General features: G+C 65.8%; 6 protein-coding genes and 1 tRNA gene. 3 read left to right on the top strand and 4 right to left on the bottom strand.

Going from position 1 to position 13875, the window contains the following annotated elements:
* Positions 1-80: 80 nt before the first annotated feature.
* The 4 genes from IG178_RS08325 to IG178_RS08340 all read right to left on the bottom strand — a co-directional run bounded on the left by IG178_RS08325 (position 81) and on the right by IG178_RS08340 (position 6526).
* Complete coding sequence (locus IG178_RS08325; protein WP_193212079.1) at positions 81-3878, bottom strand: DUF4132 domain-containing protein; 3798 nt, start codon at positions 3876-3878, stop codon at positions 81-83.
* Between the two features lie 144 nt (positions 3879-4022).
* Positions 4023-4107 (bottom strand) — tRNA-Tyr (locus IG178_RS08330).
* A 100-nt stretch (positions 4108-4207) separates the two neighbouring features.
* The gene (locus IG178_RS08335; protein WP_193212080.1) at positions 4208-4972 is read right to left on the bottom strand and encodes an SDR family NAD(P)-dependent oxidoreductase; all 765 of its coding nucleotides are present in this window, start codon (positions 4970-4972) and stop codon (positions 4208-4210) included.
* A gap of 78 nt (positions 4973-5050) precedes the next feature.
* Positions 5051-6526 carry a prenyltransferase/squalene oxidase repeat-containing protein gene (locus IG178_RS08340; protein ID WP_193212081.1) on the bottom strand — a complete coding sequence of 492 codons (1476 nt, stop codon included), beginning with the start codon at positions 6524-6526 and terminating at the stop codon, positions 5051-5053.
* A gap of 208 nt (positions 6527-6734) precedes the next feature.
* On the opposite strand from IG178_RS08340, the gene IG178_RS08345 reads away from it, so the two are divergent.
* The 3 genes from IG178_RS08345 (at position 6735) to IG178_RS08355 (ending at position 13870) form a co-directional block, all read left to right on the top strand.
* Positions 6735-8177: a sulfatase family protein gene (locus IG178_RS08345; protein ID WP_226895167.1), complete on the top strand. Its 1443-nt coding sequence runs from the start codon at positions 6735-6737 to the stop codon at positions 8175-8177.
* Positions 8178-8230: 53 nt separating this feature from the next.
* Positions 8231-9289 carry a M42 family metallopeptidase gene (locus IG178_RS08350; protein ID WP_193212082.1) on the top strand — a complete coding sequence of 353 codons (1059 nt, stop codon included), beginning with the start codon at positions 8231-8233 and terminating at the stop codon, positions 9287-9289.
* 714 nt (positions 9290-10003) lie between these two features.
* Complete coding sequence (locus tag IG178_RS08355) at positions 10004-13870, top strand: beta strand repeat-containing protein (RefSeq protein WP_193212083.1); 3867 nt, start codon at positions 10004-10006, stop codon at positions 13868-13870.
* Positions 13871-13875: the final 5 nt, after the last annotated feature.

Raw genomic sequence — 13875 nt, forward strand, 5'->3', positions numbered from 1 at the left:
CATGGGTGGCCAGGGCCGCGAGTTCTTCCGCAAAGACCACTTCCGCGGGTGGCCGGATCGACTGGTCGGTGTTCATGATTTCAAAACTCGCTTTTCTTGCGCCAGTCGGCATCGAATCCGGTGCCGTCGGCGGCGATGGCCTGCAGGTCGTTCCAGCATTCGCTGACCAGCACCTGCGGCAGCTCGCCCAGGCGCAACGGCCGCAGGTTCCACGCCGAGTTCGCGGCGTCGTCCTGGGGCAGCCGGGTGAACGCCAGCTTGGTCAGTGCGACGGTGCGGTCTTCCTCCGGCAAGCCGTTGCCGGTGAACTCGATGACCGCCTCGATACCCAATCCCGGGAAGCGCTTGTGGTAGGTGTAGAACCAGCCGCCGTCCTCCGCCTGGCCGCGGGTGTAGCCCCGTTTCCCGGCCTTCGCCCGCAGGCGGAAGGTGGTGATCAGGTGGCCTTCGAAATCGAGGATCTCGTCGCGCTTGCGGGCATCCCCGCCGAGCTCCAACAGCTCGACGTCCAGTTGCGGGAACAACAGCGGCACCTCGTAGTCCTCGAGGTGCGTCCGCCAGGCGGCGACCGCGGGTTCTTCCATCCTCGCGCGATGCGCCAGCATCACCAGGTCGTCGGGCTCCAGTGCAACCGCTTCGTCGTCGGCATCGGTCAGGGTCCGGTCCGGCATCGGCCGGAACTGGCCGAGCGGTTCGCCATTCCGGGCGGCGCTCCACACCAGCCGCTGGCAGTAGCGGCCGACCACCGGGTGGCGGTTGAGGAACATGTCCCAGTCCTCGAAGCGCCACTCCCGTCCGGTACACATCGCCTCGTAGAGTCGCTCCTTCTGCATCTTGAGCGCCTCCTTGATTTCTTTCTTCGCCGAACTGAAGCCCTTCTTGAGCAGCTTCACCTCGTCGGCGTCCTCCGCCTTGGTGGCGTCCGGCAAGGCCTTGATCACCCGGCCTTCGCCGTTGCGCAGCTCGATCGAGAAGTCGTCGAGCAGCCGGGCGGTGAACTGACGCGAGCCGTAGTCGATGACCTGGGTGCCGTCTTCCTCGAAGCCGCCGGAGGGGATCGTCCGGTCGGCCATTTCGTCCCGGGTCCAGTTCTTGCGGCTCGCGATCTCGTCGGCGATCAATCCGGCCTCGTTCTGGATGCCCTTGGTACGGAAACGGGTGGAAATGGACAGGATCAGCTGGATCGCGAGCGGCTTGTCGATCCAGCCGAGCATTCGCAGCAGCGCCTTGCCCTGGGCCATACGGCGACCGTAGTATTTCTTCAAATACGCTGCGACCGGCGCCACCGCCCCGGCGTCGCAACAGGCGCCCGCCACCGCGAGCACCCCCTTGCTCGGGTTCGCCGACGCCATGCATTCCTCGAGGTAGTGGCGATAGACCGCGGCGCGGTGGCTGGCCTCGTTCCAGCCGCTGTACCACTGCGGGTGGGAAGCCGCGTAGGACTTCATCTGGGCGGTGTCGCGGTCGGCCAGCGCGGCCGCCTCGTCGGGCGTATGCGCCGGCCGGGTGTCCTCCGCGAGCCACGCCTGCAGCATCATGTCGCCGAGGGCCTTGCGTCCCTGCGGTTCCATCAGGCCGGCGTAGCGGCGGAGCAGCGGCCCGGGCTCGGGATTCTTCAGTTTGAAAGCCTGGAGGATCAGGAAGCGGAGGACGGCGTCCGGGACGCGTTGGCGGTTCTTTTCCCAGCGGATCTCCGGCAAGCGGTCGAAGGGGAACCACTCCAGGCCTTTCGGGATGCCTTTGGCGAGGGCCTTCTCCGCCTCGGCCTGCAGTTGCTTGCGGTTGAGGAAGCGCTCGATGTCAACGCCGAGTTTCTCGAGTGTCTCCATCATCGCCGCCTTCGGTTCGTCCGCCTTCTCCTTGGCAATGGCCTTGAGCAGCGGGGTCTCGGCGTCGGCGACCCGCAGTTCGCCCAACCATTCCGCGGCGACGGTGCGGACCGACTTTTTCCCGTCCTGCAGTGCCTCGATGATCCGGCTGTCCCTGCCCGGGGAGCCTGTCAGGCATTCCTGGGCCATCTTCAGTTCGACCTTCTTGCCCTCCAGCGCACGCTCCCAGAGCGCGGGGAGCAGGGACACGGGCGGCACCGGGAAGGTCGCGAGGATCTGGTAGGCGTGCTTCGCGTATTCCGGCCTCAGGTAGTCGGAAATCATCTCCAGCGGCCGCAACCCGAGTCCGGCCTCAAGGGCGCCGAGGCGGTCGGCGAAGTAGGGCCAGATCTGGTCGGCCCCGAGATCGAGGCAGTTCCACGGCTTGCCCCAACGGGCCTCCGTGTAAAGCGTGCCCACCAGTCCCGGGTCCACCCCGGCCGCCTCGAAGGCCGCCGCCAGGTCACGCAGCCCCGCGCAGCCATCCTCCCGAATCCCGGCCGAGAGGAACGCCACCGCCATGTCGAAGGTGGTCCAGTTCCAGCCATCCGCACCCGATCGTCTGGGATCGGTCGTGATGCCGAACAGCCTCATCAGGCGGATCCGGGCGACGAGCGGGAGCCGGGTCCGTTCGAAGAATCCGGCCACCTCCTTTTCCAGCGAGGGCAGGATTTGCCAGTTCAAGTGCCCGGTGAAGATCTTGGCTCCACCGATCTCCCGTTCGCCCGCCAGCATCTCGACCCACCGGTCGAGTTGCTTGGTATCGACCGGTGGCGGCAGGTCCCGTTTGCCCTTCCGCCATTTTGGGTCGGTGCGGTCCCACTGCTCGGCATGGCGGCGGATGGCATCGGCGTTCAGCCGGTCCATGGTGGCGAGGAGGTCGCGTTTGATCTCCGCGGTTACTTTCACGGAGCGCTCGAAAGCTTTCGCCGGAGGGATTGCCGGGACATCGCTGGCGGTGGCCTCCGCGGCGTTCACGGCGGCCCCGGTACTGACGAGCTTCTCGAGCACTGCTGCCACCGACTTGACGGTTTCCTTCTCCTGGCAATCACGCAGGAACCCGATGACCTCGGTGCCTTCGTCCTGCAGCACCAAGGCGGCGGCCAGCTTGCGTTCGGCCGGGCTTCCGTCGGTGACCCGCCGGCGGAACTCTTCTCTCACGGGGGCTTGATCGACGGCGACCGAGTGAAGCCACGCCTGCGCCTGTTCGCGCAAGCGCTTCGCCGGACCGACGGCGAGGCCCGCCACCCCGCGGAGCAGGTCCGGGTTCAGGGGCAGGCCGACTCCTTGCAGGAGTTCGAGGCGCGATTCCCGTTGGGCGGCATTCCCGTCGCCGAGGCTTTCCAGGATCAACTCCGGATACTCCGCCAGGTAGTCGCCGAGTCCCTCGATCCCCCGCAGGTCGTCGCGACTCTTCCAGGAAGTGGACCGTGGATTCGGCTGATACAGGCAATGCCGCGCCAAGGCGTCATCGGCGTGACCGCCAGATCGCAACATCGCCCGGAAATCGGAGATGTGGCCATAGGGCTTCTTTTCACCGCCATAGTAGTACCAATGATAGGGGCAGTAGCAGGAGAGTTCGCACAAGAGAACCTCGAGCCAGCGCAACTCGGCCGGCAGGTGTTCCGAGGTGAACGATGGCGACGGTGCGGCCTCGAACATCGCCCGGTAGATCTGGCCGAGCCGCAGGAGCACGGCGGCGCTTGTTTTCCCCGGCTCCTCCGTGAGCCGACAGCGCGGCGGCTTGTTCTGGCGGCTGGAGTGGGTGGTCGATGAAACGGTGCACATGCGGAGTAGTCCTCCCGCGTCCGGCAAGCCCCTGAGGGCTAGTAGCACGTCGTCGCCGGTGCCGTCGACCACATGGCCTAGAACCCGGCCGGCCAGACCCGCTTGCAGTTTGTCGAGTGGTTGGAACTCCTCGCGCAGCAGCTTCAACGTCGGTTCCGGGAGCCCCTCGGGATTCGAGGGATGGCTGCCAAGACCCATGAACTTCTTGAATGACTCCAACATACGTTGTGCCGAACCTTTCCGGTCCATGGGCCGGGCGCCAGCTTCAATTCAACTCCGGCGCGGAAGATCGGGCCGCCGGGGCAAAAAAGAAGCGATCCCCCGAGGGGGATCGCGTTTCTTGTCGTCGCATCCTCGTGAAGAGGATGGTGGGCAGGGCTGGATTCGAACCAGCGTACTCAATGAGAGCAGATTTACAGTCTGCCGCCTTTAACCACTCGGCCACCTACCCTTTTTTGTCGGCGGGGGCGGAGAAGTAAGGAGGGCGGGTGGCTTTTGCAAGGGAAAATCCTGCATCTTCCGCGGATGGGGGATTTCCTCCGTCCGCCACCTCACGAAAGCGTGCGGCCGCCGTTCACGACGAGGGTCTGGCCGGTGACGAAGGAGGCCTCCTCGGAACAGAAATAGGCGACCGCGTGGGCCACGTCGGCCGGCTTGCCCCAGCGGCCCAAGGGGATGGTCGCGAGGTAGCGGGACTTGGCGCGGTCGCAGACATCGTCGTGGCGCTCGACCGGGATCCAGCCGGGGGCGACGGTGTTCACGGTGATCCCGTACGGCGCGAGTTCGTTGGCCATCGAGCGACTCCAGCCGATCTGGCCGCCCTTGGCCGCGACGTAGGCGCTGAAGTCCGGGGCACCGGTGAGGAAGACCTCGCTGGTGATGTTGATGATGCGGCCGTGGCGGCGTTCCTTCATCGAGGGCAAGAGCCGCTTCGCGAGCAGGTAGGGGCTTTTGACGAAGGCCTCGATCATCGCCTGGTGGTCTTCCCAGCTGTAGTCCTCGACCTTGTTCATCGGTTGCGGGGGCGTGGCGTTGGCGATGACGATGTCGATGGGTCCGAAGCGGGACTCGATCTCACCGGCCATCCGGTCGACTTCCCCTTCGTCCATCGCGCTGCCGGTGAGCAGCATCGCCTCGCCTCCGGCGGCCTCGATCCCGGCCACGACTTCCTTGCCCAGGTCCGGGTTGAGGAAGCTGTTCACCGCGGTGCGCGCACCGGCCGCGGCGAGTTGCTCGGAAATGGCACGCCCGATGCCACGGCTGGATCCGGTGACCCAGGCGACGCGGCCGTCGAGACGAAAGGGGAGGTTTCGCATGCCTCTGGCCATATCCACCCTCCGCCATCAGGCCAAGCGCAAGCTGCGCGGCGGTGCGAAATATCAGGTCATTGGTGATCAACGGGTGGCGGGTAAATATCTGTAATACACCTCCAGCATCAGGGTCGCCAAGGCGGTGCGATAGTGCCGTCCGCTCGGCGAATCCTCGGCAAACATCGCCCCGGCCGCGTGGATCTTGCCGCCGTCGCCGGGCCGCGGCCACGACCCGTCGGGTCCTTGCCGCGCGGTGAGACTGTCGCGGATGCGCGGCTGGTAGGCGGACCAGTCCGCGCCGCCGCGCTGGAACATCGCCTGGACGAGGTAGTAGTGGGCGTAGAGATCGCAGTCCGGGCTGTCCCAGCGGAACGGCGAATGGTCGAGGGCCTGGCGCGCGCCGCGCCGGACCGGGGCGGAGCCGGCACGTCCGCCCATCTGCAGGCACAGCATGCCGGCGCCGGTGAGGCTGGGCCGCTCGAGCCCGCCGGCCGGGGTGGTCCCGGAGTAACCGAAGCTGCCGTCCGCCGCCTGGCGGTGCTCGACATAATCGAGCGAACGCCTGAGGGCGCGGTCGAGCCGGTCGAAACCGATCCCGCTCAGCTTGCAGGCTTTCAGGGCCTGGATGTGCCAGGCGGTGATCGACAGGTCGCCGCCGCGGCTACTATCGATTTCGTAGCCATAGTCCCAGCCCCCGGAGCGGTGCTGGCGGTCGATGATCATCTGGCCGGCGGTCCGGACGGTTTCGTCGAGACCGGGGATCTCCAGTCCCATCGCCTGGCAGAAGGTGCGGGCCTCGGCGAGGGCGTAGGTGGCGATCGCCTGCTCGTAGGGCCACTCCCGCCCGGTGTGTTCGGGGAAGCGACCGTCCTGGCGTGCCGCCCGATCGATGAGGAACACCATGGCGCGCAGGCAGGAGTCGCCGAACTCCTCCGACAGCGGCGTCTCGCAATGGCCGAGGTAGGCGAGCAGCGAGAAGCCGGCCATTGCGGCGCGGTGCTTGTTTCCCCAGGCTCCATCGGCGGCCTGGGTCTGCTTGAGGTAGCGCAGGGCCCGCACGACGTGGTCCTCGATCGCGGGGGTGCCGCCGCCGGCTGCGAGCTGGGCGAGCCGGTCCTCGGCCGAGCAGCGTTTGCGCAGCGACCCGTCGATGGGGGTGAAATTGCCGTCGCCGCCGCTTCCGGCCCAGCCTTCGGCAAAGTCGTCGCCGTCGCCCGCCGGGAATCCGGGGTCCTCGGCCGGGGTGTCGATTTCCGGCAGCGAAAGCGGAGACCGGGTCATGGCGACTGGCAGAATTGCCGCCGATTGGCGGGGGGCGGTCGGGTTGCGGGTGAGGGGAACGGTCGGTCGATCCGGTGGGTCGATGATCGTTTCCGGCGCTGGTCTGACGGTGAAACCAACGGGTTCGACCAGCACCGTCTTCAAGGCGATGAGGGCGAAACAGAGGCCGATCAACACCACGCCGAGAATGGCGGCGACAATGCTGGTGGTGGTGGAGCGGCGGCGTTGGACGGCGAGGGCGCGTTGCGCGACGGGGTCGAGCGAGGCATGGAGGCTCATGGTGCGAATGGGTTGACGAGGAGACATGGACCCGCCGGCACGAGGCCGCGGGCGTTGCGAAGGCCGGTGGCCTTCCCGATTCGCGGAAACTTCCCGGGGCCGCGCGTTTCCGCCGTCGCGATCCCGTTCACAGGCATGAACTCGCCGGCGCCGCGGATTCTTGGGGAGAAATGATCGACCGCCCGCGGTCAGCCGGTAAGGAGGAGCCATGATGCTGCGAACGGTCCTTGTCCTGATGTCCTTCCTCGCCTGCGCCCGGGCGGAGGAATCCAAGCCGAACATCCTCTTCCTGTTCGCCGATGACATGAGCTGGAAGACGGTCCGGTCCCTCGGCAGCGAGGACATCGACACGCCGAACCTCGACCGCCTGGCAGCGCGCGGCACGACCTTCACCCATGCCTACAACTCCGGTGGCTGGCACGGCGCGATCTGCGTGGCGAGCCGGACGATGCTGATGACGGGCCGGCAGCTGTGGCGTGCCCGCGACGCCGAGCCGCGCCTGAACCAGGACTACGTCGCGAAGGGGCGGATGTGGCCCCAACAGATTGCCGCGCGCGGGTATCGCACCTGCTTTGCCGGCAAGTGGCACGTCCAGGCCGACCACAAGAAGGTCTTCGGCGAGATCGGCCACTTCCGGGCGGGCGGCATGCCGAAGGACGGCAAGAACGCCTACTTCCGTCCGGTCGAAGGGCAGCCCGACCCGTGGAGCGCCAGCGATCCCGCCGAGGGCGGCTATTGGGCCGGCGGAAAGCACTGGAGTGCGGTGATGGCGGATGACTTCTCGACCTTCCTGGGTGGCAAGGACGAGCGGCCGTGGTTCATGTATCTCGCCTTCAATGCGCCCCATGACCCGCGGCAGTCGCCGCAGGAGTATCTCGACCGCTACCCCCTGTCGCGGGTGCAGGTGCCCGCGAACTTCCTGCCTCTGTACCCGCATCGCGCCGCGATGGGCGCCGCCAAGGGCCTGCGCGACGAAAACCTCGCGCCGTTCCCGCGCACGCCCTTCGCCGTCAAGACCCACCGCCGCGAGTACTATGCGGCTGTTACTTACCTCGACACCCAGATCGGGCGCATCCTCGACGAGCTGGCGGCCAGCGGGGCCGCGGCGAACACCTATATCTTCTTCACCGCCGACCATGGCTTGTCCTGCGGTGAGCACGGCTTGCTGGGGAAACAGAACCTCTACGACGCCAGCGTGCGCGTGCCCTTCATCGTCGCCGGGCCCGGAGTTCCGTCGGGCCTCAAGGTCGAGGCGCCGGTCTATCTCCAGGATGCCATGCCGACGGTTCTCAAGCTGGCGGGGGCGGAAGTGGCGGACGATGTCGATTTCCGCGACCTGCGGCCGCACTGGGAAGGCAAGGGCAAGCCGCGGGAGGCGGTCACCGGGGCCTACCGGGACTTGCAGCGGATGATCGAATGCGATGGCAAGAAGCTGATCCTCTATCCGGCGGTGAAGGTGGCGCGGGTCTTCGATCTGGCCGCGGATCCGGACGAGAAGACCGACCTCGCGGGCACTCCCGGCGGCGACGCGCTCGCGGCGGAGCTTTTCGAGGAATTGCTGGAGATTCAGCAGGAAACCGGCGATCCGCTCGACTTGCGCTCCGTGTTCGCCTCGCTGCTGTCCTCCCCGGCGGGTGAAAAATCCCGTTAATCCGGTGGTTTTCTGATTCCCACCGCCAATGCCGGCCCCGTAGCGTCCGCTACATGTCGATCAACGTCGAACTTCTCTCCCGTGTTTGTGAAGCCCCCGGCGCGCCGGGATTCGAGAAGCTCATCCGCGAGCTGGTCCTCAAGGAAATCGAGGGCCTCGCCGACGAGGTCCGGGTCGACAACATGGGCAACGTGATCGCGTTGAAGAAGGGCCGCTCGAGCAAGAAGCGTTCGATGGCCGCGGCCCACATGGACGAGATCGGCTTCATCGTCACCCACGTCGACGACCGCGGCTTCGTCCGCTTCAACCCGGTCGGCGGCTTCGACCCGAAGACGCTGACATCCCAGCGCGTGATCATCCACGGCAAGAAGGACGTGCTGGGCGTGATGGGCAGCAAGCCGACCCACATCATGCAGCCGGAAGAGCGCAACAAGCCGGCGAAGATCACCGACTACTTCATCGACACCGGCATGTCGAAGAGCGAGGTGTCGAAGCTGGTGGAAGTCGGCAACCCGGTCACCCGCTGGAGCCCGTTGCTGGAACTCGGCGACTGCGTGAACGTGAAGTCGCTCGACAACCGCGTGTGCGTTTTCCTGCTGATCGAGGCGCTGCGCACCTTGAAGAAATCACGCAAGAAGCCGGCCTACGACTTTTACGCCGTGTTCACGGTCCAGGAGGAAGTCGGCCTGCGCGGGGCAAACGTGTCGGCGATGGAGATCAAGCCGGACTTCGGTTTCGGCCTCGACACCACCATCGCCTACGACGTGCCCGGTTCGACGCCGCAAGAGCGTTGCACCAGCCTCGGCGAAGGCGCGGGGATCAAGATCATGGATAGCTCGGTGATCTGCGATTACCGCATGGTCGCCTACATGAAGAAGGTCGCTGACGCCCACAAGATCAAGTGGCAGCCGGAGATCCTCGCCGCCGGCGGGACCGACACCGCGGGCCTGCAGCGGATGGTGCCGGGCGGTTCGATCGCCGGCGCGGTCTCGGTGCCGACCCGCCACATCCACCAGACGATCGAGACGGTGAACAAGAAGGACCTGCAGGCGGCCATCGACCTGCTCGTCGCCTGTGTCTGCGACCTCGACAAGGGCGACTGGAAGTTTTGAGGGGTGACGGGGATCGCGGGTCCGCCGTGGCGCGGAGGAGCGGTCGCCGTTTGAGAAAGGAGGATCGGGCGCATCGGGTCGTTTCCCCGATGCGCGCGCCCGGGGCTCGCCGTGTTCCTTGCCCCAGGGGCCAGGGGGTCCGGCGATGTTGTATTGCCGGGGCGCCACCCTAATCGCCGATTTGCCGGATGCTCCGGCGACGGCTGCCGGCAACAAGCTGGGAACGATTCTTGGGCCCTGACGAGTGATCGGAGAGAGGTGAATCGGTCTTCGATCCATCGCGATGACTCTTGCTCAGTCAGTTGCGAAATTCCGGGGGACTCTGGCAGAGTCTGATCCAGGGGCAGTATTTCGGTAAAAATGCCATTCTTTGGCATTTTTTATGCATAAAAATGAGCCGAATTGCCGAAAAAGATCGACGACGACCCTCGGGCTTGATTAGGGGATCGTCATTAAAAGCGTCTTTATGACCAATTTTGTGACGATTTTGCAAGATGCTCGACTCGATGGCCACGGCCGATCGAGCGGCTCCAGCCGCCGTCCGGTGGCCGGAATCGAGCCATTTGCCAGTCGTCCCGGGGCGAGGGGCCGCCGCGTCATGATCCGACCGGTCGTTCCCGAGCCGTGAATCCTCCCGATGAAAAACCCCACGGTTAGCAGCCACCCAATGAAGAGAGTATGAACAAACCAAACGATTCGACGATAAGACAGAACATGTTGGCCGTTCCCGCGGCGGCGCTGATGCTTGGCGCGGCCCAGGCCGGATCCACGGTGGGCTTGAATTTCCAGTCGTTCTACTACCACACGGGCGGAGTCCCCGAGGTCGGCGCGGGCTATCAAACGACCGGCTTCCCGGTGACCGCCGACGCGTTCGGGGTGGCCCTCAGCGACTGGTCGGACACCGATCCGCTTTCCTGCGGTTACGGCGGCTATGGCATTCCCATCGCGCTCACCTCCCTGCCGTTTGGCGGCGGCTTGAGCGCCGATATCTACGCGCCGAATGCCTGGGAGACGGCGATCGGGGAGCAGGTTTCCGGATTCGTGCCGCAGACCGTGGCACCCGGCAACGACGAGGTGACCTGGTCGATCATCACCAGCGGCTACGGGGCGGGCGGCACCGACGGCGATGCGCCTTCGGTCACCATCTCCGGATTGGCGGCCAAGTTCCCAAGTGGCTACGTGGTCCAGACGATCGCGGCCAACCGCGGGGTCATGGAGTTCGATGACGTCGACTTCACCGACGGCGTGACGACCTCCACCAAGTCCTACACCACCTACTTCGTGGATGGACCGGCGAGCGACGGTTACTATTCGGGCGACGGCACGGTCGGCCTGAGTGCGCCCAGCAGCACCTTCACCAGCGACTCGATCGACATCAACCCACAGCTGCAAACGTCGGGCAAGCGGTCGGTGATCGCCGGCATCATCATCACCGACCAACCGGTGGTTTCGGCCAGCTACCCGAGCACGAGTTCGATCTTCGCCGGAAGCCCCTTCACGCTGCACGGCGGTGCCGTCGGCCTGGGAACCATCAGCTACCAGTGGAAACACAACGGCGTGGACATCCCCGGCGAGACCGGCACCGACCTCACCGTGGCCGCGGCGACGCCCGCGGATGCCGGCACCTACGAATTGGTCGCGACCAGCACCAGCTTCCCCGGCTTCACCGCCACCGGCCAGACCCTCACCGTGAACGTCCTCACCCCGGCAACCCTGACCTGGGACGCCAACACGGGAGCCGCGGGGCCACAGGATGGCGCCGGGACCTGGGACACCACCGCCACCAACTGGTGGGACGGTTCGGGCAACGTGGCATTCAGCTCGTCCGACATCGCCGTGTTCGGCGCGGGATCGGGAGCGGCGGGAACGATCACCCAGTCCGGACCGATCACCGCCGGAGGGCTGACCTTCGACGCGGCTGGCAGCGGCACCTACACGATTGAAGGTGGCACGCTGACCTTGTTCGGCGGGGCTTCCTCACCGGTCCTCACCGCCAATGCCGATGCCACGATCACTTCCACCATCAGCGGCAGCAATGGCTACACCAAGGAAGGCAGCGGCCGCCTGACCCTGGCCACGGCGAACAACACCGGCCTCACCGGTGCCGTCGTGATCAACGAGGGCATCGCCGATCTCAACAAGGGTATGGGCGGCACCAGCCTGACCATCAACAGCGGCGCCACCGTGAACGCCCTGGCGACCGGGGTCATCGGCTACCAAACCCAGTGCTACACGCTGAACGTCCTGGGCGGCACCTATCACTGCAACACCACGGGCAACGCGGTGTGGGCGATGGACACCACCCTCGTCGACGGTGCCTTGAGCGGCGTGGCCGGGACCAACTGGTCCTTCGGCGGCGGCTCCCAGATCAACAGCAGCGGTGACTCCAGCATCTCCGACGGCACCCTGATCATCCGCGAGAGCAACCCCTCCGACATCCTGCCCATCACCAACAGCGGCAACCTGAGCATCAATGTTCCGATCACCGGCAACAACCGGACACTGTCGTTTTCGGGGTCCGGCACCACCACCCTGGCCGGTGTCTGCTCCAACATGAAGACGACCCTCAACGAGGGCACGCTGGTGGTCACCGGGAACATCACCAGTTCCGGGGCGTTCCAGATGAACGACGACACCTCCCTCAAGGTTGAATCCGCGGGCGAGACGTCGACGATCAAGACCACCGGTTCCTTCGCCGTCGGCACCGACTACCTGAACCCGTCGGGGATGAACACCCTGACCTTCAGCGGCGTCAACAGCACCACGACCGCCTTGATCGATACTTCGTTCCTCTACCTCGACAGCCCGGTCACCATCGTGGTCGAAAGCGTCGCGCCGAGCGTCGGCCAGTATCCGCTGATCAAGTGCGGCACCAGCGACGGGGCGAACGACATCACCTTCGCGCCCCTGCCGAGCGGCATTACCGGAACGATCGTCGACGACACGGATGTCAGCGGGTTGATTTACCTGGATGTCACCGCGGTGACGATCCCCCAGGTCCTGTGGACCGGGGCCACCAACGGTGTCTGGGACATCAATGCCACCAGCAACTGGAGCCCGAGCAACTATCAGCAGGGCGACATCGTGACCTTCGACGACACCGCGGCCACCACCGCCGTTACCCTCAACACGACCGTCAATCCGACGGCCGTGGTCTTCGCGAACGAGACCACGGATTATACCCTCAGCGGCAGCGGCGCGATCGCCGGCACCACGACCCTGACCAAGAACGGCGCGGGGACACTGACGGTCTCCAACAACAACTCCTACAGCGGTGCGACCATCATCAACGGTGGCACCCTGGAGCTGCTCGATACCGACGCCAGCCTCCTCAGCGGGGGAATCGTGGACAACGCCGTGCTGGAGATCAACACGACCTCGGGCCCGATGAGCTTCAACCGGAGTGTGACCGGCACCGGCACGCTGACCAAGTCCGGCCCCGAAACCCTCACGGTGACCGGCGGCCTGGCCCTGACCACGCCGATCTCGGTCGTGGAAGGGACCTTGGAAGTGCAGTCGAAGACCGGTGACGCACCCTACGTGGTGGAAAGCGGCGCCACCCTTCGTCTCGGCTACACGACGGGCGGCGGCTACGCCAACACCAACCTCAAGCTGTACGGCGACGGGGCGGCGGCCACCACCGGGCTCTACCTCAAGGGCGGCACCTCCTACAACGTCTCCGGCACGCTCGAGTTGCTCGATGCCCCGACCACGATCCGCCAGTACGGCAGCGGGGTCGCAAGCATCGGCATCTTCGACATCAACTCCACCGGCCTGTTGTGCAACGCGGCGGCGTCCGGGTCGGCGACCGATTCGAACATCAGCTTCGTCAGCCGCGGCTACGGCATGAGCGTGAACATCGCCAGCGGCGCCAACAACGCGACGGGCGACTTCACCCTCAACGGCCCCCTGGATGTCGATCACGCGGGCAACGGCTTCTACAAGCGCGGGACCGGATCGCTGCGCCTCAATGCCGCTGCCACCGCCAACACCAAGCATGTCAGGATCCTGGCGGGTTCCGTGATCTGCGGTGCCGTCGACTGCATCGGCACCAACGTGAGGCTGCAGATCAATGCGGGGGCCTTCCTCGATCTCAACGGCAACAACCAGAACGTCGACACGCTCTACTTCGGCAACGTCCAGCAAGCGGCCGGAACCTGGGGTTCGAGCAGCTCGTCGGCCACGTTCAAGGACGACGTCCGCTTCGCCGGCACCGGCGTGGTGACCGTGGGCAGCGGACCGAGCGGGTTCCTCGCCTGGTCGTCGGCGAACGCCCCGGGACAAACGATGGATCAGGACCATGACCTCGATGGCGTCGAGAACGGGATCGAGTACTTCATGGGCGAGTCCGGCCCGGGATTCACCGCTAATCCGGGATTGGTCGGCGGCACCGTCAGCTGGCCGAAAGGCGCCGGCTACACCGGCACCTACGGCACCGACTTCGTGGTGAAGACTTCACCCGACCTGATCAACTGGACGGCCGTTCCGGTCGGCGAGGTCACGATCGGTGCAAGCCTCGATTACTCGCCGCCGGTCGGGGAGGGCAGCCTCTTCATCCGCCTCGAGGTCACCGGCCCCTGAGCTCC

Source organism: Neoluteolibacter marinus (genome assembly GCF_014904755.1).
GTDB lineage: Bacteria > Verrucomicrobiota > Verrucomicrobiia > Verrucomicrobiales > Akkermansiaceae > Haloferula > Haloferula marina.

What these genes read in the sequence shown, in the direction of transcription:
- IG178_RS08345 (WP_226895167.1), top strand. Translation starts at nt 6,735, where the DNA reads ATGATGCTGCGAACGGTCCTTGTCCTGATGTCCTTCCTCGCCTGCGCC.
- IG178_RS08350 (WP_193212082.1), top strand. Translation starts at nt 8,231, where the DNA reads ATGTCGATCAACGTCGAACTTCTCTCCCGTGTTTGTGAAGCCCCCGGC.
- IG178_RS08325 (WP_193212079.1), bottom strand. Translation starts at nt 3,878, where the DNA reads ATGTTGGAGTCATTCAAGAAGTTCATGGGTCTTGGCAGCCATCCCTCG.
- IG178_RS08355 (WP_193212083.1), top strand. Translation starts at nt 10,004, where the DNA reads ATGTTGGCCGTTCCCGCGGCGGCGCTGATGCTTGGCGCGGCCCAGGCC.
- IG178_RS08335 (WP_193212080.1), bottom strand. Translation starts at nt 4,972, where the DNA reads ATGCGAAACCTCCCCTTTCGTCTCGACGGCCGCGTCGCCTGGGTCACC.
- IG178_RS08340 (WP_193212081.1), bottom strand. Translation starts at nt 6,526, where the DNA reads ATGAGCCTCCATGCCTCGCTCGACCCCGTCGCGCAACGCGCCCTCGCC.